The sequence below is a fragment of the Streptomyces sp. NPDC048718 genome (genome assembly GCF_043198875.1).
GTDB lineage: Bacteria > Actinomycetota > Actinomycetes > Streptomycetales > Streptomycetaceae > Streptomyces.
Genome location: NZ_JBICVG010000007.1, coordinates 263,553 through 287,812, shown reverse-complemented (window position 1 = coordinate 287,812; position 24,260 = coordinate 263,553). Strand labels below are relative to the sequence as shown.

Sequence of the window (24,260 nt, the reverse complement as noted above, 5' to 3'; positions counted from 1 at the left end):
AGCTTTGGCCACGGCCCTCCCCGGACCCGGTCCGCGGGGCGGCCGCGCCAGGCCCGGGGCCCGGCCCGCTCCGGCCTCGGGCCCCGCCTCCCCCACCCCTTACGGGTCCCGCTTCACCAGTCCCGCTCAGCCCCTCACGGGTCCCGCTCAGCCCACCGCCCGCAGGTACCGACCCACCACCCACAGGTGTCAGCCCACCGCCCGCAGGTGCACGATGTCGCCCGCCGCGACGGCCTCCGTGCCGCCGCCCTCCGTCTCCACGACGATCCGCCCGTCCGCGTCGACCGCCACCGCGTCGCCCTCCAGCATCCGCTCGCCGGGCAGCTGCACCCGCACCCGGCGGCCGAGGGTCGCGCACTTCTCCGTGTACGCCGCCTGGAGCCCGGACGCGACGGGGTCGCCGCCGGACCGCTGCCACGCGTCGTACCAGGTCTCCAGCGAGCGCAGGACGGACCGCAGCAGGGTGTCGCGGTCGGTGGAGACGGCGTTGCCGAGGAGCAGGGATCCGGCGGTGGGGACGGGCAGCTCGTCGGCGCGCAGGCTCACATTGAGGCCGAAACCGACCACCACACCGTGGCCGCCGGCGCCCTCGGCGAGGATGCCGCCCGTCTTGCGTTCCTCGCCGTCGACGCGCACGAGCACGTCGTTGGGCCACTTGAGGGACAGGTCGACGCCGGCGGCGCGGCCGAGACCGGTGGCGACGGCCACGCCGGTGAGCAGCGGCAGCCAGCCCCAGCGGGGCATCGGCACCTCGGGCTTGAGCAGGACGGAGACGAAGAGCCCGGAGCGGGGCGGGGCGGTCCAGCCCCGGTCGAGCCGGCCGCGCGCGGCGGTCTGCGCCTCGGCGACGAGCACCGCTCCCTCGGGGAGTTCGCCGGCGCGGGCGACCAGGTCGCTGTTGGTGGAGCCGGTGGACTCGACCACGTCGAGCGAGGTCCACAGACCGCCGCCGGGCAGGACGAGGCCGCGGCGCAGGGCGGTGGGATTGAGCGGGGGGCGTTCGAGGTCGGACCAGCGTCCGGCGGAGTCATGGGAGGTCGTCATGCAAGTCAGCGTAGGTGTGGCAAACGCCGCACTGCCGAACCGTAAAGGCGCCGATACGCTACGGGGCAGTAGCCCAGCAGTAGCCCATTCGAAGTCACTTCACCGTTTTCCGGGGGTTTCTTCGTTGGTTTATGGACGTTTTTCCCCTCCGTTCCACCAGCAGTCCACGTACCCCCGTGACCAGGCAGGGAGCCGCATCCCGATGTCCGAGCCGGCAGAGCAGCACGAGATCGACATTCACACGACCGCGGGCAAGATCGCGGACTTGCAGCGCCGGACCGGCGAGGCCACGCACGCGGGTTCCGCGCGCGCCGTGGAAAAGCAGCACGCGAAAGGGAAGCTGACGGCGCGCGAGCGTGTCGCGCTGCTTCTCGACGAGGGTTCCTTCGTCGAACTGGACGAGCTGGCCCGGCACCGTTCGACCAACTTCGGCCTGGAGAAGAACCAGCCGTACGGCGACGGTGTCGTCACCGGCTACGGCACCGTCGACGGCCGTCCCGTCGCCGTCTTCTCCCAGGACTTCACGGTCTTCGGCGGCGCCCTCGGCGAGGTCTTCGGCCAGAAGATCATCAAGGTGATGGACTTCGCGCTGAAGACCGGCTGCCCGGTCATCGGCATCAACGACTCCGGCGGCGCGCGGATCCAGGAGGGCGTCAGCGCCCTCGGCATGTACGGCGAGATCTTCCGCCGCAACACCCATGCCTCCGGGGTCATCCCGCAGATCTCGCTGGTCGTCGGCCCCTGCGCGGGCGGCGCGGTCTACTCGCCCGCGATCACCGACTTCACGGTGATGGTCGACCAGACCTCGCACATGTTCATCACCGGTCCCGACGTCATCAAGACGGTGACCGGCGAGGACGTCGGCTTCGAGGAGCTGGGCGGCGCCCGTACGCACAACACCACCTCCGGTGTGGCGCACCACATGGCGGGCGACGAGAAGGACGCGATCGAGTACGTCAAATCCCTTCTCTCGTACCTTCCTTCGAACAACCTTTCCGAGCCGCCCGCCTTCCCCGAGACCGCCGAGACCGAGGCGACGGACGAGGACCGCGAGCTGGACACGCTGATCCCGGACTCCGCGAACCAGCCGTACGACATGCACACCGTCATCGAGCACGTGCTCGACGACGGCGAATTCCTGGAGACCCAGGCCCTGTTCGCGCCGAACATCCTCACCGGCTTCGGCCGGGTCGAGGGCTTCCCGGTGGGCGTGGTCGCCAACCAGCCGATGCAGTTCGCCGGTTGCCTCGACATCGACGCGAGCGAGAAGGCCGCGCGGTTCGTGCGCACCTGCGACGCGTTCAACATCCCGGTGCTCACCTTCGTCGACGTCCCCGGCTTCCTGCCGGGCGTGGACCAGGAGTACGGCGGCATCATCCGGCGCGGCGCGAAGCTGATCTACGCGTACGCCGAGGCGACGGTCCCGCTGATCACCGTCATCACCCGCAAGGCATTCGGCGGCGCGTACGACGTCATGGGCTCCAAGCACCTGGGCGCCGACCTCAACCTGGCCTGGCCCACCGCGCAGATCGCCGTCATGGGCGCGCAGGGCGCGGTCAACATCCTGCACCGGCGCACGCTCGCCGAGGCGGAGACGAACGGCGAGGACGTCGAGGCGGTGCGCACCCGGCTCATCCAGGAGTACGAGGACGCCCTGCTCAACCCGTACATCGCGGCCGAGCGCGGCTACATCGACGGGGTGATCCTGCCGTCCGACACCCGTGTCCAGATCGTCAAGGGGCTGCGTCAGCTGCGCACGAAGCGGGAATCCCTTCCCCCGAAGAAGCACGGCAACATCCCGCTGTAATTCCGCTCCAATCCCGCTCAAGCCTGACCTCCGGGAGGGACAGCACGATGATCAAGGTGGTACGAGGCAACCCGACGCCGGAGGAGCTGGCCGCCGCACTGGCGGTGGTCCAGGCCCGGGCCGCGGCCACGGCGGCGGCAGCCGCCGCGGACGGCGGCCCGAAGGGACCCGAGGGCTGGTCGGACCCGGCACGCGTCGCCGCGGGCGTACGGCACCGGCCGGGCCCTCGCACCTGGGCGCGGTCCTACTGGCCCGCCTGACGAAGCCGCATCCGTGAGACGTCAGGGCCGGACCCCGCCCGGGGTCCGGCCCTGACGGCGTTCCCAGCCTGCCCGCCGGCCTGTCCGCCCGCCCTCCAAGAGACCTGAAATCTGCATGGAATCACGGGAGTTACGGGCGTACTCTCGCGGATCCGGGGGCAGCCGCCACGCCCCGGAGTACCGGTGCACCGTGTCAAGGCGGACGAGCCGACGAGTCGCGGAGGGCGTGTGAGGGTCACCCTGGAGGTCACCGGGCCCGAGGGAGCGGCGGCCGACGGCGCCGCGCTCGATCTGCGGGAGTGGCTGCGCGGCGACCCCGAACTGCGGCCCCGGATCGAGCCCGTGCGGGCCGCCGAGCCGGAGCCGGGCGCGATGGGCGCGCTCGGTGAGCTGGTGGCGCTGCTGCTCCAGCCCGGCGGGCTCACGGTGACGCTGGCCGCCGGGGTGGTGGCCTGGCTGCGGACCCGGCGGGGCACCCAGACCGTGACGATCACCCGGCCGGACGGGACACAGATCACCGTCGCCTCGGAAGGGGTGCGCGGGCTGACCTACGAGGCCGGCGGGGAACTGGCGCAGCGGCTGGCGCGGGCCTTGGAGGCACCGCCTCAGGAGACGCGGGAGTCGCAGGGGCCCCCGGAGTCGCGGGGATCTCAGGAACCCAACGACGGGAACGCCGGCGGGCATCCGGCAGCCGGATCGGAAAGAGGCTGACCCGTGCCCGAGCCGTGGGGGGATCTCGCCGGAGCGGACTGTCACGCCGTCGTGGTCGGCACGGGGCGGCAGGGCGCGGGCGAGGCGGCCTCCCGCCTCGCGGACCTGCCCAGCGCCGCGTCCACCGCCCGCGCCCTCGCCCGGGTGCTGCGCGAACGGTGCGGCATGGCGGACCGGGTGACCGAGGTCGTCGACCCCGAGGGCCCGGCGGAGGTGCTGACCGCCGTCCGGGCGGCGGTCGAGCGGGCCGGAGGCGGCACGGTGCTGTTCTTCTTCAGCGGCCACGGACTGCTCGGCCCGCGCGGACGGCTGTATCTGGCCACGGCGGGCACCGCCCGCGCGGACGACACGATCTCCGCCGTCCCGTACACCGAGGTCCGCGATCTCCTGGGCGACGCGGCGGCGAGCGCCGTCGTGGTCCTCGACTGCTGCTTTTCGGGCCGTGCCGCCACCGTACCGAGCGACGCCCACCGCGACCCGTACCCCACGGCCCGCCCTCCCGGCAGCTTCCTGCTCGCCTCCTCGACGGGCTACTCCGCCTCCTTCGCACCCGCCGGCGAGCCGTACACGCTGTTCGGCGGCGAGTTGATCGGGATCCTGGAGAAGGGCGATCCGAGCGGGCCGCGGTGGCTCACCCTGCTCGACGTCTACCGGCTGCTCGACCGGCGCTTCCAGGGCGGTCCGGCGCGCCCGTACGCCGACGGGGTGGGCCTGGCGGCCGATCTGGTGCTCACCCGCAACGCCGGATACCTCGCCACCACCGCCGACTCGGGGACGGAGGGCGCGGAGGCGGCGGGGGTGGCCGAGGAAGCGGCCGGGGGCCCGTGCCCGTACCCCGGCATGCGGCCGTTCCTGCCGGAGCAGCGCCCGCTCTTCTTCGGCCGGGAAGAGCTGACCGCCCGGCTCCTCGACCAGGTGGAGAGCGGAGACGGGCCCGTCGTCCTGGTCGGCGCCTCCGGCGCGGGCAAGTCGTCGCTGCTGCGGGCCGGGCTCGTGGCGGGCCTCCAAGAACGCGGCACGGGCCGGGTCTTACTGCTGCCTGGGCCTGGTGCGCGGCCGTTCCACGCCCTGGCCGATCTGTGGTCGCGGGCGGTGGAGCGGCCGTTCGCCGAGGTCGAACAGGAGCTGGGTGCCGGCCGGTTCACGGGCTCGGGACCCGATGTCCTGGTCGTGGACCAGCTGGAGGAGATCTTCACGGACTGCGACGACCCCGAGGAGCGCGAACTCTTCATCCGGGCCGTCTCCGGCGCCCGCCCGGACGGCGCGCCGCGTCTGGTGCTGGGTCTGCGGGCCGACTTCTACGGTCCGTGCCTGCGCGATCCCCGGCTCGCCCGGATCGTACGGGAGGGGCAGTTCACCGTCCCAGCGATGTCCGACGAGGAGTTACGCGCCGTCATCGAACGGCCCGCCGCCCACGCGGGCCTGCGCCTGGAGACCGGCCTCGCGGACCATCTGCTGCACGAGCTGAGCCGGGAGTCGGTGGCCGAACGGGGCACGGTGGCCCTGCCGTTCCTCGCGCACGCCCTCCAGCAGACCTGGGCACGGCGGCGCGGCACCCTGCTGACCTTTGCCGGATACGAGGCGTCCGGCGGCATCCGGGGTTCGGTGGCCCGGGTCGCGGACGAGCTGTACGACGCCCTCGACGAGCCGGGGCGGGCGCGCCTGCGTGAACTCGTCCTGCGCATGGTGACGTTGGTGGACACGGAAGGCCGCGCGGCCCGCCGCCGCCTCCCGATCCCGGAGCCCGAGCCGGAACCCGAGCCGGAACCCGAGCGGACCGAAGATCCGCAGGCGCCTCCGGAGCCCACCCCACCCCTCCCCGACCACTCCCTCACCGACCGCGCGCTCCTCGACCGGCTCGCCGACGCCCGGCTGGTCGTCCTCGACCGGGGCGAGGCCCAGCTGTGCCACGACTCGCTGCTCTACGGATGGCCCCGGCTGCGCGAGTGGATCCGCGACGACCGGGTCCGGCTCCATGTCCTGCGCCGCCTGGGCGACGCGGCCGACTCCTGGGCCGAGGCGGGCCGGCAGAGCAGCGGCCTGTACGGCGGCGAGCAACTCGCCACGGCACGCACCCTCTTGTCGGGCCCCGAGGCACCGGTCACCCGACTCCGGCCGGTGGAACGGGAGTTCCTCCAGGTGAGCCGCCGCGTCGAGCGCCGCAAGCGGTCCGTCTTCCTCGGCGCCTTCGCCCTCGTCACCGCACTGGCCGTCACCGCCACCCTCCTCGGCTTCCGCGCGAACAGCGCCCGGCAGGAGGCCCAGTCCCGTGAGGCCATCGCCGTCGCGGGCGAACTCGCCACGCAGGCCGACAATATGCGTGAGCGTGACCCACAGACCGCGCTGCGGCTGAGCCTGGCCGCGTACCGGACCGCCGACACCACCCGGACCCGATCCAGCCTCTACCGCGCGTACACCACCGTCACTCCGACGAACCTCCTCAGCGACGTGCACAAGCCGGTGCTCGACGTCGCGTACGGAAGAACCGGCACACTCCTCGCGACCAGCCAGAGGGGCGGCGCGATCCGGCTGTGGGACGCCTCGCGGCCGGACGCGCCGAAGCGCTTCGCGAAGCTCGACCTCCAAGGCTCGGCACCGATCGCCTTCCATCCCCGCCTCCCGCTCCTCGCCGCGCTGAGCCCCGCCAAGCTGATGTTGTGGAACGTCTCCGACCCCGCCCGCCCGAGCGTGGCCGCCGCCGTCCCGCTCCCGGAGAACCAGTCGTTCAGCCTCGCCTTCAGCCCCGACGGACGGACGCTCGCGGCGGGCGGCGAAAGCGGCCGGCTACATCTGTGGGACGTGTCCGAACCGTCCCGGCCACGCCCGCTGCTCGACCGTGGGCTCGGCAACGCCACGCTCTGGGCCGTGGAGTTCAACCGTGACGGGCGGTTCCTGGCCACGGGCAGTGGAACCGACCCGGACGACAAGGGAACGGGCCCGACCGCCGAGGTCCGGCTGTGGGACGTCCGCGACCCGGCCGGACCCACCGGTCCGGTCGAGTTGGCCCGCGCCCCCGCCCACTCCGTCCTCGCACTGGCGTTCCACCCGAAGCGGGACCTGCTGATCGCGACCGGCGGCGCGGGCGCCATGGCCTGGTGGACGGTCGAGCGCGACGGCCGCCGGCTCGCCCCGGTCCCGGGAGACCCGGCCGACAAGCGGTGGAGCGGCGGCACCCTGCCCTCCCTGAGCTTCCGCCCGGACGGCAAGCTGCTCGCGGCGGCCCGGGGCGGCGTCGGGAGGGAGGCATGGATCCGGGCGGTCGACGAACGGGACGGGCCGGAACTGTGGTCCCAGAACGCCGAGCGCCCCTCCGTGCAGGGCCAGGACCCCTCCCAGGCTGTGGCCTACAGCCCCGACGGCAGCCGCCTCGCGGTGGGCGACACCGCCGGCACTGTGCGGCTGTGGCCCGAGCAGCCGCCCGCGTTCGGCCTCAGAGGGCTCGTGGCAGACGGTGAGCCAGGGGCCGAGCCGTACACACCCGACGGCCGCTTCGTCCTCACCAACGAGACCCTCCGCAGCCCTCAAGCGGGCTCCGTGGCCCGCATATGGGATCTCAGCGCGGTGGACACCGCCCGCGGGAAAGGGCCGGCCCTGCGTTTCACCGTGCCCCGCCCCTGGGAGGCGAAGTACTTCCTGCCCGGCCGGGACCGGCCGATGCTGCTCGCGCACCGCCGGACCGAGGGCAGCGGGGATCACTTCTTCCGGGTGTGGGATCTCGGCGGGACCGGACCACCGGTGCCCGGCGCCGAGATCCGGGTCCAAGCCCCGGAGAATGTCCGGACCGCCGTGTCCCGTGACGGGAATCTGCTGGTCACCGGCAACTCCACGGCCCCGGAGACCGGGGTCTGGGACCTGCGCGACCCGCTGCGGCCGAAGCGGCGCGCGACGATCGCGACCCTGCCGTCCTCCCACTACCAGAGCCTGTTCTTCATGGGCCCGACCACGCTCGCGACCCTGGAGGACGACGCCTTCGGCTTGCCCGTCAATCTGCGGCTGTGGGACCTCACGAACCCGGCACGGCCGAACCGCCTGCCCACACCCCTGCGGAACGTGGCCGATGGTCAGCTGCTCTACATCCCCGCCCTGCGGCTGCTGTTCACGGATCTCGGCGGCCAGAACGTCAGGATGTGGGACATGAAAGACATACGCCGGCCGCGGGGCCTCCGGGAGCTCCCTTCGGCGCCGGGCGGCTATACCCAGGTCAGTGACCGACTCATGGCCACCATGTTCCGGGACGGCACCGTCCAGCTCTGGGACATCCAAAAGCCCCGGGAACCTCTCCACACGATGCGGTTCGACCGTCCGATCGACACGGTCGTGCCGGATCCCGACGCGAAGCGGGTCCTGACCTCTTCCCCGTACCGCGTCTGGGACGTCGCCGAGGACGGCACCTGGAAGACGCCCGCGGTCGCCGAGTTGGACGCAGACGACGCTTGGCTGCTGCCCGGGAAGATCCCGTATCTACTCGTGGCGCCGGACACGAGTCTCTTCACCCGCCACGAGGAGGACACTTACCTCCTCGACCGCGACCCCGCCAAGATCTACGACCGGCTGTGCGCCACCCACCCGTCGAGCGTCGACACCGAACAGTGGAAGGCCCTCTTCCCGCACCTGGAGCCCCACCCCTCCTGTCCGGATAGCGGTGCGCACCCCTAAGGGTGACGGCCCGAAGGATGGGGTCCGCTTGAGTACCCGTACTCAGGCGCGCACGGGCCCTTCGGCCCCAGGATCGAAGGCATGCTCTGGTCCGACCCCGAGAACGAGCCGCCCAAGGAACTCCGCGACATGATCGCGGCCCTGCGGCGGGCCGGTGTGCTGATCGCGGTCACGATCGTGGTGGCCATGTTCGTGGTCGCCGCGCGCTAGCCGCACCGCACCACACACGCAGGCGGAGCGCCGCCGCGGGGCGCGTACCCCTGAGGTGATCGCTAGGCTTTCGGCATGACTGCTGATCGCCGCCGCCTCGTGCTCGCCTCCGCCTCCCCCGCCCGGCTCGGACTGCTCCGGCAGGCCGGGCTCGCGCCGGAGGTGATCGTCAGCGGTGTCGACGAGAGCAAGACGCACGCGCCGACCCCGGCCGAGCTGGCCCTCGCGCTCGCCGAGGCCAAGGCCGCCCACGTCGCCGCCCTGCCCGAGGCGAGCGGGGCGCTGGTGATCGGCTGCGACTCGGTCCTGGAGCTGGACGGGCAGGCGCTCGGCAAGCCGGCCGACGCCGCCGAGGCCACCGCCCGCTGGACGGCGATGCGCGGCCGGGTCGGCATCCTCCAGACGGGCCACTGTGTGTACGACACCGAGGCCAAGCGTTACGAGTCGGCCACCGCCTCCACCCTCGTCCGCTTCGGCGAGCCGACCGACGCTGAGATCGCCGCGTACGTGGCGAGCGGCGAACCGCTGCACGTGGCGGGCGCGTTCACGCTGGACGGGCGTTCGGCGCCGTTCATCGACGGCATCGACGGCGATCCGGGCAATGTCATCGGCCTGTCCCTGCCGCTGCTGCGCAGGCTGCTCGGCAAGCTGGACGTGTCGATCACCGACCTCTGGGCCTGAGGCCCCGGCCGCCGCCCGAGGCGCCCGCAACAAGGGCGGCACCCGCCTCACAAAGCGGCCGGCGCCCCAGCCGCCTCAGGCGCCTCGGGCGGTGCCTGGGGCGCCCCTGCCCCCGGCCCCGCCGCCGTCTCCCCGTACGCCACCAGCGTGAGCACGATCAGGCCGACCACCAGCATCAGGAAGGCGAAGGACGGCCAGCCGAGCAGCCCGACCGCGACCGCGCCGAGCAGCCCGTGCACCACGGCGCAGCCGATGAGCAGGGCGCGGCCGGCGCGGCCCGGGCGGCGGTCGCGGATCGCGGCGATCAGGGGGACGAGTCCACAGAGCAGCAGCAGCGCGCCGGAGCCGAGGCCGAGGGCCCAGGTGCCGGTGTACATGAGGTCCGGATCGAGGCCGCCCAGGGACATCGACTGGCCCTTGACGACGCGGGCCATGACGGCGTTGATCGTCACGATGCCGGGAGCTTCGAGGAAGAGCACCACCGCCGTGACGAGGGCTATCGGTCTGCGGGCCACCTCGGCCACCCCCTGGTTCTCTGGATCTCTGGATCGCTGAATCGCCGCGTTCCCGTGCACACCCGCGCCCCCACGCACAGGCATATGACGGACATGACGGACGGCATACGGCGGACGCGTGACCCACCCCGGCCCGTTACCTGCGGTACGGACGACATCGCGAAGGCTACTGGCCGGTAAAACCCCGGACAAGGGTTCACCCGCACGAGCGGGACTCCGGCGCGAGAGCAAAGAATGGTTGAGCCATTCGTAGGGACTCCACAAAGAAACCCATTTCGCGACTGGCCGCACGAACAGAGACCTGCGCCACACCGCAGAGCTACTGTGCCGTAAAGGAACCCTGCGTACCGTGGTGCGACAAGGGAATTCACGACTCGGGCAGGCCGCACATCACGCTCCGTGTGGGCAAGCTCACCACTGGGGATGGGTCGAGAGGCCGTGTCGGCAGTCCCTAAACTCAGCTTGTTTCAAGGAGGGAGCCATCGTGCGCAAGGTGCTCATCGCCAACCGAGGCGAAATCGCTGTCCGTGTCGCCCGTGCTTGCCGGGACGCCGGGATCGCGAGCGTAGCCGTGTACGCCGATCCGGACCGGGACGCGTTGCACGTCCGCGCGGCTGACGAGGCGTTCGCCCTGGGCGGTGACACCCCGGCCACCAGTTACCTGGACATGGCCAAGGTGCTCCAGGCCGCCAAGGACTCGGGCGCGGACGCGATCCACCCCGGATACGGGTTCCTTTCCGAGAACGCCGAGTTCGCGCAGGCCGTGCTGGACGCCGGACTGACCTGGATCGGCCCGCCGCCGCACGCCATCCGCGACCTGGGCGACAAGGTCGCCGCCCGGCACATCGCGCAGCGCGCCGGCGCCCCGCTGGTGGCCGGCACGCCGGACCCGGTCTCGGGCGCCGACGAGGTCGTCGCGTTCGCCCAGGAGCACGGTCTGCCGATCGCGATCAAGGCCGCCTTCGGTGGCGGTGGCCGCGGTCTGAAGGTGGCCCGCACCCTGGACGAGGTGCCGGAGCTGTACGACTCCGCGGTGCGCGAGGCGGTGGCCGCGTTCGGCCGCGGCGAGTGCTTCGTGGAGCGTTACCTGGACAAGCCGCGACACGTCGAGACCCAGTGCCTGGCCGACAGCCACGGCAACGTGGTCGTCGTGTCGACCCGTGACTGCTCGCTCCAGCGCCGCCACCAGAAGCTCGTCGAGGAGGCGCCCGCGCCGTTCCTGTCGGACGAGCAGAACGCCCAGCTGTACGCGGCGTCGAAGGCCATCCTGAAGGAGGCCGGCTACGTCGGCGCCGGCACGGTGGAGTTCCTGGTCGGCCTCGACGGCACGATCTCCTTCCTGGAGGTCAACACCCGCCTTCAGGTCGAGCACCCGGTGACCGAGGAGGTCACCGGCATCGACCTGGTCCGCGAGATGTTCCGGATCGCCGACGGCGAGGAACTCGGTTACGGGGACCCGGAGATCCGCGGTCACTCCTTCGAGTTCCGCATCAACGGCGAGGACCCGGGCCGTAACTTCCTCCCGGCGCCCGGCACCGTCTCCCTCTTCCAGCCGCCGACCGGCCCCGGTGTCCGCCTGGACGCGGGCGTCGAGACCGGCAGCGTGATCGGCCCGGCCTGGGACTCGCTGCTCGCGAAGCTCGTCATCACCGGCGCGACCCGCGAGCAGGCGCTCCAGCGCGCCTCGCGCGCGCTCGCGGAGTTCAAGGTCGAGGGCATGGCCACGGCCATCCCGTTCCACCGGGCCGTCGTGGTCGACCCGGCGTTCACCTCGGAGCCGTTCCACATCCACACCCGGTGGATCGAGACCGAGTTCGTCAACGAGATCAAGCCGTTCGCCCCGGCGGGCGCCGAGGCCGAGGAGGACGAGGGCAACCGCGAGACCATCGTCGTCGAGGTCGGCGGCAAGCGCCTGGAGGTCTCCCTGCCGTCGTCGCTGGGCATGTCCCTGGCGCGTACGGGCCTGGCGGCGGGCGCCAAGCCCAAGCGCCGCGCGGCGAAGAAGTCGGGCCCGACGGCGTCCGGCGACACCCTCGCCTCCCCGATGCAGGGCACCATCGTCAAGGTCGCCGTCGAGGAGGGCGCCGAGGTCAAGGAGGGCGACCTGATCGTCGTCCTGGAGGCCATGAAGATGGAGCAGCCGCTGAACGCGCACAAGGCGGGCACCGTCAAGGGCCTGTCCGCCGCGGTCGGCGCCTCCGTCACCTCCGGTGGCGTGATCTGCGAGATCAAGGACTGACGCACCGGCACCGGCCAGACCGTGCGCCGACGGGCCCGGGTCCGTTCCTTCCCGGAACGGACCCGGGCCTTCGCACCGGTACCGTACGAGAGGCCCGCGGGCATACGCCGCGGGCCTCTCGCGGTACCCGGTCCCACCGCCGGGGGAAGGAGCACGGATGCGTGCCGACGCGCGCCGCAATCGCGAGCGGCTGCTCGCCCAGGCCAGGACGGCCTTCACCGAACAGGGCACCGACGCCTCCCTGGAGGACATCGCGCGCCGTGCGGGGGTCGGCATCGGCACCCTCTACCGGCACTTCCCGACCCGGGAGGCGCTGCTCGGCGCCGTCTTCCAGGACGCGCGCGACGCGCTCCTCGGACACTCGGCCGAACTGGCCGGGGACCCCGACCCGTGCGCGGCACTCATGCGCTGGCTGCGCGCCCTGGTGGCGCACTCGAGCGAGTACCGCGGTCTGTCGATCGCCCTCATGTCGGCCGCAGGCGACCGGAGTTCGGCGCTGACCTCGTGCCGGGAGCCACTGCGGGAGGCGGGCACGGTGCTGCTGTCCCGGGCCCGCGCAGCGGGCGCGGTGCGCGCGGACGTGGCGATCGACGATCTGATGCAGTTCACCAACGCGATCGCACTGGCCGCCGAACGCTCCCCGGAGGACCCGGAGTTGGCGGACCGGCTGCTGGATCTGGCGGTTCGGGGACTGCGGGCCTGACGGGACGGGCGGGTGTACGGGCTTCGGGTGTACGGAGTCCGGACGTACGGACGTACGGACGTACGGACGTACGGACGCGCGCACTTCAGGCGTACGCACTCCGGGCATACGGGCTACGGACACGCGGCCTCCGATGTACGCCCCCGCACGGCGCGTCCGGCCCCCGCGCCGGACCGCACACGGGAAGCACCGCCCGCGTCCGCACAGGCGCACGCACGCACACGCCCGCCGTACGCAACGGCCGCGTGAAAGCGGCCGTACGCGCGCACTTCCGTATCGGGATCCCCGTTCGCGATCCCCTCACCGTGCCCTACACAACAACCTTACGAATCAACCCACTTGGCCCCGCGTTCACCGGCGGCGCAGGTCCGCGACCCGCATCGCCCGCTCCGCGCCGAGCAGGTCGCCCCCGAGACCCGGCGGGCCGAGGGGCCCCCCATGGCCCCCGGGGCCGCCCGGCCCACCGAGACCGCCGTGACCGCCCGGGCCGCCGGGCCCGCCGCGGTACGGCCCGCCCGCGCCCGGCAACCGGGCGGCGCGCTGGCCGGGCAGCGGCACGTCCCGGCGCGGCCGGCCGGCCGGGGAGTGCGACTCGCCCGGGTGCCCCGAGGCTCCGGCCACGGTGATCTGCACGCCCTGGTCGGCGAGGGCCTGGAGCTCGGTGCCAGCCCGTTCGTCGTGGGCGGGCGGTTCGTCGGTGACGAGCCGGGTGATGACGTCCGTCGGCACGGTCTGGAACATGGTGTCGGCGCCGAGCTTGGTGTGGTCGGCGAGGACCACCACCTCGGCGGCGGCCTGCACCAGGGCCCGGTCCACGCTCGCGGAGAGCATGTTGGAGGTGGACAGGCCGCGTTCGGCGGTCAGTCCACTGCCGGAGAGGAAGGCCCGGGAGACCCGCAGCCCCTGGAGGGACTGCTCGGCCCCGCTGCCCACCAGCGCGTAGTTGGAACCGCGCAGGGTGCCACCGGTCATGACGACCTCGACCCGGTTGGCGTGGGCGAGGGCCTGGGCGACGAGCAGCGAGTTGGTGACGACGGTGAGACCGGGCACGCGGGCGAGCCGGCGGGCCAGCTCCTGGGTGGTGGTACCGGCGCCGACGACGATCGCCTCACCCTCGTCCACGAGGGTCGCGGCGACATCGGCGATGGCGGTCTTCTCGGCGGTCGCGAGATGGGACTTCTGTGGGAAGCCCGATTCTCTCGTGAAACCACCCGGGAGCACCGCACCACCGTGTCGGCGGTCGAGGAGTCCTTCTGCCTCAAGGGCCCGCACGTCTCGCCGTACGGTCACTTCTGAGGTCTGGACGACGCGGGCGAGCTCACGGAGCGACACGGCTCCGTTGGCGCGCACCATTTCGAGGATCAATTGGCGACGTTCTGCAGCGAACACGAAACTGACAGTAACGTGCGCGTCACCGTTTTTTCAGCTCTATGCACCGAATTGCGGAAGATACGCACAAGCGGGACCCCTCTGTGCTATGAGGAGCCCCGCCGTGCTTCGTCCTATGCCCCGGCTTGCCGGGGGTTGTCCGGGTCGGTGAACCGTTCCCGCAGGCAAGAGCCGGGCGGGGGCGGGCCGATGGCGGGGCTACGCCTCGCCGGCCGCCTTTCGGGTCTGCAACTGCCGTGCCACTTCCGCGATCGAGCCCGACAGGGAGGGGTACACAGTGAAAGCATTTGCGATCTGCTCGACCGTCAGATTGTTGTCGACCGCGATCGAGATCGGGTGGATCAGCTCACTGGCGCGCGGGGCCACGACCACACCGCCGACGACGATCTCGGTGCCCGGACGGCAGAAGATCTTCACGAAGCCGTCCCGGATGCCCTGCATCTTCGCGCGGGGGTTGCGCAGCAGCGGCAGCTTGACGACCTTGGCGTCGATCTTGCCCGCGTCCACGTCGGCCTGGGTGTAGCCGACGGTGGCGATCTCCGGGTCGGTGAAGACGTTGGAGGAGACCGTCTTGAGGTTGAGCGGGGTCACCGCGTCGCCGAGGAAGTGGTACATGGCGATACGTCCCTGCATGGCCGCCACCGAGGCGAGCGCGAAGACGCCGGTGACGTCGCCGGCCGCGTACACGCCGGGGGCGGAGGTACGCGAGACCCGGTCGGTCCAGATGTGCCCGGAGTCCTTCAGCCGGACCCCGGCCTCCTCCAGGCCCATCCCGGTGGTGTTCGGGATGGCGCCGACCGCCATGAGGCAGTGGGTGCCGGAGATGACCCGGCCGTCCGACAGGGTGACCTCGACCCGGTCGCCGACCCGCTTGGCGGACTCGGCGCGGGAGCGGGCCATGACGTTCATGCCGCGGCGCCGGAACACGTCCTCCAGGACGGCCGCCGCGTCCGGGTCCTCGCCCGGGAGCACCCGGTCACGGGAGGAGACGAGGGTGACCCGGGAGCCCAGCGCCTGGTAGGCGCCGGCGAACTCGGCACCGGTGACACCGGAGCCGACCACGATGAGCTCCTCGGGAAGCTCCTTGAGGTCGTAGACCTGGGTCCAGTTCAAGATCCGCTCGCCGTCGGGCTTGGCGTCCGGCAGCTCGCGCGGGTGGCCGCCCGTCGCGATCAGCACGGCGTCGGCGGTCAGGGTCTCCTCCGTGCCGTCCGCGGCCGTGACGATCACCTGACGGGAGCCGTCGAGCGCCTGCCGTCCGGCCAGCCGGCCGCGACCGCGCAGCACCCGGGCACCCGCGCGGGTGACGGAGGCGGTGATGTCGTGCGACTGGGCGAGCGCCAGGCGCTTCACCCGCCGGTTCACCTTGCCGAGGTCCACGCCGACGACCCGGGCGCTCTGCTCCAGGGGCGGGGTGTCGTCCGCGACGATGATGCCCAGCTCCTCGTACGAGGAGTCGAAGGTGGTCATCACCTCGGCGGTGGCGATGAGGGTCTTGGACGGGACACAGTCGGTCAGGACGGACGCGCCGCCGAGGCCATCGGAGTCGACGACGGTCACCTCCGCGCCGAGTTGGGCGCCCGCCAAGGCCGCCTCGTATCCGCCGGGTCCGCCGCCGATGATCACGATCCGGGTCACTGGGATCTACGCCTCGCGCTCTCGTTCTGCCGGGGGTCACCCCGCTGGGCTGCAGTGCGTACGCCATTGTCCCGCACGCTTCAAGTGCACGCTTCAAGTGCGTAGCCCATTGTCCCGTACGCACGGCCGAACGACTCGGCGGGGGCGATCGGGATTCCTCCGGGCCCGTTCCACGGCGCCTCCGCACCCCTCCCCGGCGCTTCTCCGGCCCTCCCCCGTCCACCCCCCGGCCCTTCTCCGGCCCCTTGCGGGCCCCTCCCCGGCATCCCGCGCGCCCCTGCCGTACCTCCTCTACCACGGACTTCGCCCCGGACCGCGCGGCCTCCCGTACTCTCGATCCCATGTCGCTCTACGCCGCCTACGCCGGCAACCTCGACGCGCGGCTGATGAGCCGCCGCGCACCGCACTCGCCGCTGCGCGGCACCGGCTGGCTGAACGGCTGGCGGCTGACCTTCGGCGGGGAGCAGATGGGCTGGGAGGGGGCGCTCGCCACGATCGTGGAGGCGCCGCGTTCCCAGGTCTTCGTCGCGCTGTACGACATCGCTCCGATGGACGAGGAGTCGATGGACCGCTGGGAGGGTGTCGGCCTCGACATCTACCGGCGGATGCGGGTGCGCGTCCACACGCTGGACGGCGACGAGTCGGCCTGGGTGTACGTGCTGAACGCGTACGAGGGCGGGCTGCCCTCGGCCCGCTATCTGGGCGAGGTCGCGGACGCGGCGGAGTCGGCGGGCGCGCCGCACGACTATGTGATGGAGCTGCGCAAGCGCCCCTGCTGAGGACGGCGGGGCAGGCCGGGCGCGGATGTTCCCCATACGGGGACGATCCCCGGCATCCCCGAACACCCCGGCATCACGGTACTTTTCCGGACCTTGACGGAAACAACGACACAAGGACCGAGGCTCCCCAGGACGGTCATCTACGCGCGTAGGGTTTCTCGGGCTAGGCTGCTGCGCGTATCGAATCCGTCCGGGGCTCCCCTCGGACCACCCTCCCCGAGGCGAGAGAGCCAGTGAACGCAACTGCCACCCCGTACGAGGCCGCCGACGCCGCGGCCGCGCGCCTTCGCGAGCTGACCGGAGTCGAGAAGCACGACGTCGCCCTGGTCATGGGCTCCGGCTGGGCGCCGGCCGCCGATGTGCTCGGCGAGCCGGAGACCGAGTTCCCGGTCACCGAGCTGCCCGGCTTCCCGCCGCCTGCGGTGGAGGGCCACGGCGGCAAGGTCCGCTCCTACAAGATCGGCGACAAGCGCGCCCTGGTCTTCCTGGGCCGCACCCACTACTACGAGGGCCGGGGCGTCGCCTCCGTCGCGCACGGCGTGCGCACCGCCGTCGCCGCGGGCTGCGAGACGGTCGTCCTCACCAACGGCTGCGGCGGTCTGCGCGAGGGCATGCGCCCGGGCCAGCCGGTCCTGATCAGCGACCACATCAACCTGACGGCCACCTCCCCGATCGTCGGCGCGAACTTCGTGGACCTCACCCACCTGTACTCGCCGACGCTGCGCGCGCTGTGCAAGGAGATCGACCCGACCCTGGAAGAGGGCGTCTACGTCCAGTTCCCCGGGCCGCACTACGAGACCCCGGCCGAGATCAACATGGTCCGCGTCATGGGCGGCGACCTGGTCGGCATGTCCACCGTCCTGGAGGCCATCGCGGCCCGCGAGGCGGGCGCCGAGGTGCTCGGCATCTCCCTCGTCACCAACCTGGCGGCGGGCCTCTCGGGCGAACCGCTGAACCACGAGGAGGTCCTCCAGGCGGGCCGCGACTCGGCGACCCGCATGGGCGAGCTCCTCACCCAGGTCCTGTCCCGGATCTGATCCCTGTCCCGGATCTGATCCCGGCTCCGACCCGGATCCGACCCGGATCCGACCCGGGTCCTGTCCCGGATCCGGCCCCGGGTTTTCCCGCAAGGCTCTCGCCCCTGATCCCGTAAGGGAGCAGGGGCGCGGTCAGTGAAGCCCCCGCGCTCCTCCCCCACCCCCAGGCGGGGCGGGGCCGGACGCGAGCGGGGGCAGGGGCGGGCAGGGAACCGCGTGCGAAACGTGGAGCGTGATTTGTGGCGCGGAACCAGAACGCCTCACGCACGAAGTAAGTTCGACCGCGCCGTACATCACACCGTGCGGAACGCGACCCCCGGACCAGCTCACGCGCCGCCACCACGCACCTCCAGCGCACCGCCCCGCGCCCCGGACGAGACCCCACACCCCCGCCCCCACCCGACACCCGCCCGTATTTCCCGAAAGGCTCACCACCGTGACGCAGGACGACCTCCTCGCCCGGGCCCAGGCGTGGCTCGCCGAGGACCCCGACCCGGAGACCCGTGACGAGCTGGCCGCGCTCCTCGACAGCGGGGACCGCACCGAGCTGGCGGACCGTTTCGCCGGCACGCTCCAGTTCGGCACCGCCGGTCTCCGCGGCGAGCTGGGCGCGGGCCCGATGCGGATGAACCGCGCCGTCGTGATCCGCGCCGCCGCCGGTCTCGCCGCGTATCTGAAGGCGAAGGGGCAGAGCGACGGCCTGGTGGTCGTCGGCTACGACGCCCGGTACAAGTCGGCGGACTTCGCCCGGGACACCGCCGCGGTGATGATCGGCGCCGGTCTGCGCGCGGCGGTGCTGCCGCGGCCGCTGCCGACGCCGGTGCTGGCGTTCGCGATAAGGCATCTGGGCGCGGTCGCGGGTGTCGAGGTGACCGCGAGCCACAATCCGCCGCGCGACAACGGCTACAAGGTGTACCTGGGCGACGGTTCGCAGATCGTGCCGCCGGCGGACGCGGAGATCGCGGCGGAGATCGACGCGGTGCGGGCGCTGGCGGACGTGCCCCGGCCGGACGGCGGCTGGGAGACGCTGGGCGACGAGGTCCTGGCGGCGTATCTGGAGCGTACGGACGCGGTGCTGACGCCGGGTTCGCCGCGCACGGCGCGGACCGTGTACACGGCGATGCACGGCGTCGGCAAGGAGACCCTGACAGCGGCGTTCGCGCGGCACGGCTTCGAGCCGCCGGCGCTGGTGGCCGAGCAGGCGGACCCGGATCCGGCGTTCCCGACGGTGGCGTTCCCGAACCCGGAGGAGCCGGGCGCGATGGACCTCGCGTTCGAGGCGGCGCGGGCGGTGGACCCGGATCTGGTGATCGCGAACGACCCGGACGCGGACCGCTGCGCGGTGGCCGTGCCGGACGCGGGTGTCGAGGGCGGCTGGCGGATGCTGCGCGGCGACGAGGTGGGCGCGCTGCTCGCGGCGCACCTGGTGGCGAAGGGCGCGTCGGGTGTCTTCGCGGAGTCGATCGTGTCGTCGTCGCTGCTCGGGCGGATCGCCAAGGCGGCCGGGGTCGGGTACGAGGAGACGCTGACCGGCTTCAAGTGGATCGCGCGGGTCGAGGGCTTGCGGTACGGCTACGAGGAGGCGCTGGGCTACTGCGTCGACCCGGAGGGCGTCCGCGACAAGGACGGCATCACGGCGGCGCTGCTGGTCACGGAGCTCGCGTCGGTGCTGAAGGAGCAGGGCCGTACGCTCACGGACCTGCTCGACGACCTGGCGGTGGCGCACGGGCTGCACGCCACGGACCAGCTGTCGGTGCGGGTGCGGGACCTGGGGATCATCGCGAACGCGATGGCGGCGCTGCGCGAGAAGCCGCCGGTCCGGCTGGCGGGTCTGACGGTGGCGACGGCGGAGGACCTGGCGAAGGGGACGGAGTCGCTGCCGCCGACGGACGGGCTGCGCTATCACCTGGAGGGCGACTACAAGGCCCGGGTGATCGTGCGTCCGTCGGGCACCGAGCCCAAGATCAAGTGCTACCTGGAGGTCGTGGTGCCGGTCGCGGACGCGACCGCGCTGGCCCCGGCACGGGCGACGGCGGCGGAGCTGCTGGCCGCGCTGAAGCGGGACCTGGCCGAGGCCGCCGGGCTCTGACTTCCGGGGAAAACCCGGTGAATGGCCACAGGGCCCGTACGGTTCGTCCCGTAGGGGCCCTGTGGCCGTTTCACGTCCTGTTCGCATCGGACCGGGCGGGCCCGCCGGACCGAGCGGCCCCGCCGCCTCGGCCGATCGGCCACCTCTGCCGATCAGCCAGTCGGCTTGTCAGCCCGTCGGATCCCGTCGGCTCCCGCCAGCTCCCGTCGGCTCCCGTCAGCTCATCGCCGCGAGGATCACCCAGAGGACCAGGCCCACCACGGCGGGCGCGATCACCTCGTACGCCCAGCGCACCTGCACCTCGCCCTGGGCCTCCGGCCGGCCGCCGAGCCGCTCGGCCATCTCGCGCAGGTCGGCGATCGTCTGGTCGGCGGGGGCGACGCGGCTGTCGCGGTCGGTGACGCTGGCGCTGACCGAGGTACGGCCGTGCGGGTCGTCCTGGGAGGCGCGGGCGGCCCGGCGCGCGGCCCGCTTGCGCTGGCGCAGCGAGACGGGGACGGCCCACAGCTGGTACTTGCGGCCGGCCTGGGTGAACACCTCGCTGGAGTAGCCGGCCCGGATGTCGGCGACCTCGCCCCACGGCAGGGTGAGGGTGCGGAAGGGGTTGCGAACGCGCAGCCGTTCCTCGCCGGCCTGGACGACCGGGCGGATGGTGAAGGCGATGATCAGCGGGATCGCGAGGATCAGCCCGGCGAGCGCGATCCACGGCGAGTTGCCGTGCCCGTTCAGCATCACGTCCACGCCGAAGAACACGGCGAGAAGCACCAGAAAGACCCCTCCCGCGATGCCCAGCGGCGAGCGGAAGGCGCGGTCCGCGTAGTCGGACTCGGGGGGCTGCGCGGAAGGCGTCGGGCTCGTCATGCGCCCGATTCTGCCTCAGCCCTCCCCCGCCGCCCCAGCCTCTGTGTCCCCCCTCACGCCACGAGCGCCTCCGCCCCGCAGGGGAAGGCTTCCCGGCGGGCGGACGAAGTGGCCTCGCCCACGGGCTCCTCAGGCGCCCCACCCCCGTCACCACAAGGCTCCCGTCCCCCGCGCCACAACGGCCCCACCCCTGCCGTCGCAGCGGCCCCGCCCCCTCCGGCACAACGGCCCCGACCCCCGGGACGGAGGGGCCCTGTACGCGCTACTACGCGCGTAGATATGCTCAAGTGGTGACCATGCCCACCACTGCACCCGCAGCTCATGCTTTCGCCGACGTGACCGCGTCCGACAGCACGCTGCGCCGCTTCCTCCACGGGCTGCCCGGCGTCGACGCCGTCGGCCTGGAGGCGCGCGCCGCCGCTCTCGGTACCCGTTCGATCAAGACCACGGCCAAGGCGTACGCCATCGACCTGGCCATCTCGATGATCGACCTGACGACGCTCGAAGGCGCGGACACCCCGGGCAAGGTCCGGGCGCTCGCCGCCAAGGCCGTCCACCCCGATCCGAGCGACCGTACGTCCCCGACGACCGCCGCCGTCTGTGTCTACCCGGACATGGTGGCCACGGCCAAGGCCGCCCTCGCGGGCTCCGACGTCAAGGTCGCCTCCGTCGCCACCGCCTTCCCGGCCGGCCGTGCCGCCCTCCCGGTGAAGCTCGCGGACACCCGGGACGCCATCGCCGCCGGCGCCGACGAGATCGACATGGTCATCGACCGGGGCGCCTTCCTGGCCGGCCGTTACCTGGAGGTCTTCGAGCAGATCGCCGCCGTCAAGGCCGAGTGCGGCGACGCCGCCCGGCTCAAGGTGATCTTCGAGACCGGCGAGCTGTCCACGTACGACAACATCCGCCGCGCCTCGTGGATCGGCATGCTCGCGGGCGCCGACTTCATCAAGACGTCCACCGGCAAGGTCGCGGTCAACGCCACCCCGGCCAACACGCTGTTGATGCTGGAGGCCGTGCGGGACTTCCGCGCGCAGACCGGGATCCAGGTCGGCGTGAAGCCGGCCGGCGGCATCCGCAACACCAAGGAAGCGATCAAGTTCCTCGTCCTGGTCAACGAGACCGCGGGCGCGGACTGGCTGCACAACCACTGGTTCCGCTTCGGCGCCTCCAGCCTGCTCAACGACCTGCTGATGCAGCGTCAGAAGCTGGCGACCGGCCACTACTCCGGCCCCGATTACGTGACGGTGGACTGATCACATGACCTCCTCCCCTGCTTCCGCTTCCGCTCCGGCGGCCCCGGCCTCGGCGTCCCCGTTCGCGTACGCGCCCGCGCCCGAGTCCCGCTCGGTCGTCGACATCGCGCCCTCCTACGGGCTTTTCATCGACGGCGAGTTCACCGACGCGGCCGACGGCAAGGTCTTCAAGACCGTCTCCCCGTCCACCGAGGAAGTCCTCTCCGAGGTCGCCCAGGCGGGCGCCGAGGACGTGGACCGGGCCGTGAAGGCCGCCCGCAAGGCGTTCGAGAAGTGGTCGGCGCTGCCCGGCGCCGAGCGCGCCAAGTACCTCTTCCGGATCGCCCGGATCATCCAGGAGCGCAGCCGTGAGCTGGCCGTCCTGGAGACCCTGGACAACGGCAAGCCGATCAAGGAGACCCGCGACGCCGACCTGCCGCTGGTCGCCGCGCACTTCTTCTACTACGCCGGCTGGGCCGACAAGCTCGACCACGCGGGCTTCGGCTCCGACCCGCGCCCGCTCGGTGTGGCCGGCCAGGTCATCCCGTGGAACTTCCCGCTGCTCATGCTGGCGTGGAAGATCGCCCCGGCGCTCGCGGCGGGCAACACCGTCGTCCTGAAGCCCGCCGAGACCACCCCGCTGTCCGCCCTCTTCTTCGCGGACATCTGCCGCCAGGCCGGGCTGCCGAAGGGTGTCGTCAACATCCTTCCGGGTTACGGGGACGCGGGCGCCGCCCTCGTCGCGCACCCGGACGTGAACAAGGTCGCCTTCACCGGCTCCACCGCCGTCGGCAAGCAGATCGCCCGTACGGTCGCCGGCACCGACAAGCGGCTCACCCTCGAACTGGGCGGCAAGGGCGCCAACATCGTCTTCGACGACGCCCCGATCGACCAGGCCGTCGAGGGCATCGTCACCGGCATCTTCTTCAACCAGGGCCAGGTCTGCTGCGCGGGCTCGCGCCTGCTGGTCCAGGAGTCGATCCACGACGAGCTGCTCGACGCGCTCAAGCGCCGGCTCTCCACGCTGCGCCTGGGCGACCCGCTCGACAAGAACACCGACATCGGCGCCATCAACTCCGCGGAGCAGCTGGCCCGGATCACCCGGCTCGTCGAGCAGGGTGAAGCGGAGGGCGCCGAGCGCTGGAGCGCCGCGTGCGAACTCCCGTCGGCCGGCTACTGGTTCGCCCCGACGCTGTTCACGCACGTCACCCAGGCGCACACCATCGCCCGCGACGAGATCTTCGGCCCGGTCCTGTCGGTGCTGACCTTCCGTACCCCCGACGAGGCCGTCGCCAAGGCCAACAACAGCCAGTACGGCCTGTCCGCCGGCATCTGGACGGAGAAGGGCTCCCGCATTCTCGCGGTGGCGAACAAGCTCCGGGCCGGCGTCGTCTGGGCCAACACGTTCAACAAGTTCGACCCGACCTCGCCGTTCGGCGGTTACAAGGAGTCGGGCTTCGGCCGCGAGGGCGGTCGCCACGGCCTGGAGGCGTACCTCGATGTCCGATAACCGTCTGAGCGTCTTCAAGACCTACAAGCTGTACGTGGGCGGGAAGTTCCCGCGTTCGGAGAGCGGCCGGGTGTACGAGGTGACCGACTCGAAGGGCGGCTGGCTCGCCAACGCGCCGCTGTCGTCCCGCAAGGACGCCCGTGACGCGGTCGTCGCCGCGCGCAAGGCGTTCGGCGGCTGGGCGGGCGCGACCGCGTACAACCGCGGCCAGATCCTCTACCGCGTCGCCGAGATGCTGGAGGGCCGCCGCGAGCAGTTCGTCCGCGAGGTCGCCGAGGCCGAGGGCCTGTCGAAGTCGAAGGCCGCCGCGGTCGTCGACGCGGCCGTGGACCGCTGGGTCTGGTACGCGGGCTGGACCGACAAGATCGCCCAGGTCGTCGGTGGCGCGAACCCGGTGGCGGGTCCGTTCTTCAACCTGTCGACGCCGGAGCCGACCGGTGTCGTCACCGTCCTGGCCCCGCAGGAGTCGTCCTTCCTGGGCCTCGTCTCGGTGATCGCCCCGGTCATCGCGACCGGCAACACGGCCGTCGTCGTCGCCTCCGAGCGGGCCCCGCTGCCCGCGCTCTCGCTGGGCGAGGTGCTCGCCACCTCCGACCTGCCGGGCGGCGTCGTCAACATCCTGTCCGGCAAGGCGTCCGAGATGGGCCCGCATCTGGCCGCCCACCTCGACGTCAACGCCCTCGACCTGACGGGCGCGGACGCCGAGCTGGCCCGCGAGTTGGAGATCGCCGCGGCGGGCAACCTGAAGCGCGTCCTGCGCCCGCGCGCCGAGGAGGACTTCACCGTCTCCCCGGGCACGGACCGCATGACCGCGTTCCTGGAGACGAAGACCGTCTGGCACCCGACGGGTTCGCTGGGCGCGAGCGGCTCCGCGTACTGACGGCACACCGGGCGTA

Annotated in this window: 19 protein-coding genes; 14 read left to right on the top strand and 5 right to left on the bottom strand. The window is 72.3% G+C overall.

Annotated elements, in window-relative coordinates; all coding sequences use genetic code 11:
• Window positions 1–189: 189 nt before the first annotated feature.
• On the bottom strand, window positions 190–1,044 hold the full coding sequence (locus ACGFRB_RS15985) for a biotin--[acetyl-CoA-carboxylase] ligase (RefSeq protein ID WP_361226124.1): 855 nt from the start codon (window positions 1,042–1,044) through the stop codon (window positions 190–192).
• A gap of 202 nt (window positions 1,045–1,246) precedes the next feature.
• On the opposite strand from ACGFRB_RS15985, the gene ACGFRB_RS15980 reads away from it, so the two are divergent.
• The 6 genes from ACGFRB_RS15980 to ACGFRB_RS15955 all read left to right on the top strand — a co-directional run bounded on the left by ACGFRB_RS15980 (window position 1,247) and on the right by ACGFRB_RS15955 (window position 9,369).
• Window positions 1,247–2,851 (top strand): acyl-CoA carboxylase subunit beta, encoded by a 1,605-nt coding sequence (locus ACGFRB_RS15980; RefSeq protein ID WP_363006936.1) that lies wholly within the window; start codon window positions 1,247–1,249, stop codon window positions 2,849–2,851.
• 47 nt (window positions 2,852–2,898) lie between these two features.
• Complete coding sequence (locus ACGFRB_RS15975; RefSeq protein ID WP_393243449.1) at window positions 2,899–3,111, top strand: acyl-CoA carboxylase epsilon subunit; 213 nt, start codon at window positions 2,899–2,901, stop codon at window positions 3,109–3,111.
• A gap of 228 nt (window positions 3,112–3,339) precedes the next feature.
• Window positions 3,340–3,822: a hypothetical protein gene (locus ACGFRB_RS15970; RefSeq protein WP_393243447.1), complete on the top strand. Its 483-nt coding sequence runs from the start codon at window positions 3,340–3,342 to the stop codon at window positions 3,820–3,822.
• A gap of 3 nt (window positions 3,823–3,825) precedes the next feature.
• A complete protein-coding gene (locus ACGFRB_RS15965) occupies window positions 3,826–8,478 on the top strand; it encodes a caspase family protein (protein WP_393243445.1) in 4,653 nt (1,550 codons plus the stop codon).
• An 81-nt stretch (window positions 8,479–8,559) separates the two neighbouring features.
• On the top strand, window positions 8,560–8,688 hold the full coding sequence (gene mmpB / locus ACGFRB_RS15960; protein WP_361226110.1) for a morphogenic membrane protein MmpB: 129 nt from the start codon (window positions 8,560–8,562) through the stop codon (window positions 8,686–8,688).
• 75 nt (window positions 8,689–8,763) lie between these two features.
• Window positions 8,764–9,369 (top strand): nucleoside triphosphate pyrophosphatase, encoded by a 606-nt coding sequence (locus ACGFRB_RS15955; protein WP_361226107.1) that lies wholly within the window; start codon window positions 8,764–8,766, stop codon window positions 9,367–9,369.
• A gap of 47 nt (window positions 9,370–9,416) precedes the next feature.
• On the opposite strand, the gene ACGFRB_RS15950 is transcribed toward ACGFRB_RS15955, so the two are convergent.
• Complete coding sequence (locus tag ACGFRB_RS15950) at window positions 9,417–9,884, bottom strand: hypothetical protein (protein WP_393243442.1); 468 nt, start codon at window positions 9,882–9,884, stop codon at window positions 9,417–9,419.
• A gap of 484 nt (window positions 9,885–10,368) precedes the next feature.
• Between ACGFRB_RS15950 and ACGFRB_RS15945 the strand changes: the two genes are divergently transcribed.
• Window positions 10,369–12,123 (top strand): acetyl/propionyl/methylcrotonyl-CoA carboxylase subunit alpha, encoded by a 1,755-nt coding sequence (locus tag ACGFRB_RS15945; protein WP_393243440.1) that lies wholly within the window; start codon window positions 10,369–10,371, stop codon window positions 12,121–12,123.
• Window positions 12,124–12,280: 157 nt separating this feature from the next.
• On the top strand, window positions 12,281–12,826 hold the full coding sequence (locus ACGFRB_RS15940; RefSeq protein WP_363006922.1) for a helix-turn-helix domain-containing protein: 546 nt from the start codon (window positions 12,281–12,283) through the stop codon (window positions 12,824–12,826).
• Between the two features lie 351 nt (window positions 12,827–13,177).
• On the opposite strand, the gene ACGFRB_RS15935 is transcribed toward ACGFRB_RS15940, so the two are convergent.
• A complete protein-coding gene (locus ACGFRB_RS15935) occupies window positions 13,178–14,215 on the bottom strand; it encodes a DeoR/GlpR family DNA-binding transcription regulator (protein ID WP_363006920.1) in 1,038 nt (345 codons plus the stop codon).
• A gap of 198 nt (window positions 14,216–14,413) precedes the next feature.
• Window positions 14,414–15,853, bottom strand: coding sequence for an NAD(P)H-quinone dehydrogenase (locus tag ACGFRB_RS15930; protein WP_363006919.1), 1,440 nt, complete (start codon window positions 15,851–15,853; stop codon window positions 14,414–14,416).
• A gap of 341 nt (window positions 15,854–16,194) precedes the next feature.
• Here ACGFRB_RS15930 and ACGFRB_RS15925 point away from each other — a divergent pair, with 341 nt between their 5' ends.
• From ACGFRB_RS15925 to ACGFRB_RS15915, 3 genes are all read left to right on the top strand, one after another.
• The gene (locus ACGFRB_RS15925; protein WP_361226089.1) at window positions 16,195–16,632 is read left to right on the top strand and encodes a gamma-glutamylcyclotransferase; all 438 of its coding nucleotides are present in this window, start codon (window positions 16,195–16,197) and stop codon (window positions 16,630–16,632) included.
• A 233-nt stretch (window positions 16,633–16,865) separates the two neighbouring features.
• On the top strand, window positions 16,866–17,669 hold the full coding sequence (locus tag ACGFRB_RS15920) for a purine-nucleoside phosphorylase (protein ID WP_363006917.1): 804 nt from the start codon (window positions 16,866–16,868) through the stop codon (window positions 17,667–17,669).
• Between the two features lie 436 nt (window positions 17,670–18,105).
• A complete protein-coding gene (locus ACGFRB_RS15915; protein ID WP_363006915.1) occupies window positions 18,106–19,758 on the top strand; it encodes a phospho-sugar mutase in 1,653 nt (550 codons plus the stop codon).
• A 216-nt stretch (window positions 19,759–19,974) separates the two neighbouring features.
• On the opposite strand, the gene ACGFRB_RS15910 is transcribed toward ACGFRB_RS15915, so the two are convergent.
• The gene (locus ACGFRB_RS15910; protein WP_363006913.1) at window positions 19,975–20,619 is read right to left on the bottom strand and encodes a PH domain-containing protein; all 645 of its coding nucleotides are present in this window, start codon (window positions 20,617–20,619) and stop codon (window positions 19,975–19,977) included.
• A 296-nt stretch (window positions 20,620–20,915) separates the two neighbouring features.
• Here ACGFRB_RS15910 and deoC point away from each other — a divergent pair, with 296 nt between their 5' ends.
• Genes deoC through ACGFRB_RS15895 form a run of 3 tightly spaced genes read left to right on the top strand, consistent with a single transcriptional unit; the run spans window position 20,916 to window position 24,244 of the window.
• Window positions 20,916–21,875, top strand: a complete 960-nt coding sequence (deoC, locus tag ACGFRB_RS15905; protein ID WP_393243437.1) for a deoxyribose-phosphate aldolase — start codon at window positions 20,916–20,918, stop codon at window positions 21,873–21,875.
• Window positions 21,876–21,879: 4 nt separating this feature from the next.
• The gene (locus ACGFRB_RS15900) at window positions 21,880–23,364 is read left to right on the top strand and encodes an aldehyde dehydrogenase family protein (protein WP_393243435.1); all 1,485 of its coding nucleotides are present in this window, start codon (window positions 21,880–21,882) and stop codon (window positions 23,362–23,364) included.
• Complete coding sequence (locus ACGFRB_RS15895; protein WP_363006909.1) at window positions 23,354–24,244, top strand: aldehyde dehydrogenase family protein; 891 nt, start codon at window positions 23,354–23,356, stop codon at window positions 24,242–24,244. Before ACGFRB_RS15900 ends, ACGFRB_RS15895 begins: the two co-directional genes overlap by 11 nt.
• The last annotated feature ends 16 nt before the right edge of the window (window positions 24,245–24,260 follow it).

Excerpts from the sequence above, each read along its gene's own strand:
- ACGFRB_RS15985 (WP_361226124.1), bottom strand. The coding sequence starts at position 1,044 with ATGACGACCTCCCATGACTCCGCCGGACGCTGGTCCGACCTCGAACGC.
- ACGFRB_RS15980 (WP_363006936.1), top strand. The coding sequence starts at position 1,247 with ATGTCCGAGCCGGCAGAGCAGCACGAGATCGACATTCACACGACCGCG.
- ACGFRB_RS15975 (WP_393243449.1), top strand. The coding sequence starts at position 2,899 with ATGATCAAGGTGGTACGAGGCAACCCGACGCCGGAGGAGCTGGCCGCC.
- mmpB (WP_361226110.1), top strand. The coding sequence starts at position 8,560 with ATGCTCTGGTCCGACCCCGAGAACGAGCCGCCCAAGGAACTCCGCGAC.
- ACGFRB_RS15955 (WP_361226107.1), top strand. The coding sequence starts at position 8,764 with ATGACTGCTGATCGCCGCCGCCTCGTGCTCGCCTCCGCCTCCCCCGCC.
- ACGFRB_RS15940 (WP_363006922.1), top strand. The coding sequence starts at position 12,281 with ATGCGTGCCGACGCGCGCCGCAATCGCGAGCGGCTGCTCGCCCAGGCC.
- ACGFRB_RS15925 (WP_361226089.1), top strand. The coding sequence starts at position 16,195 with ATGTCGCTCTACGCCGCCTACGCCGGCAACCTCGACGCGCGGCTGATG.
- ACGFRB_RS15910 (WP_363006913.1), bottom strand. The coding sequence starts at position 20,619 with ATGACGAGCCCGACGCCTTCCGCGCAGCCCCCCGAGTCCGACTACGCG.
- deoC (WP_393243437.1), top strand. The coding sequence starts at position 20,916 with ATGCCCACCACTGCACCCGCAGCTCATGCTTTCGCCGACGTGACCGCG.
- ACGFRB_RS15900 (WP_393243435.1), top strand. The coding sequence starts at position 21,880 with ATGACCTCCTCCCCTGCTTCCGCTTCCGCTCCGGCGGCCCCGGCCTCG.
- ACGFRB_RS15895 (WP_363006909.1), top strand. The coding sequence starts at position 23,354 with ATGTCCGATAACCGTCTGAGCGTCTTCAAGACCTACAAGCTGTACGTG.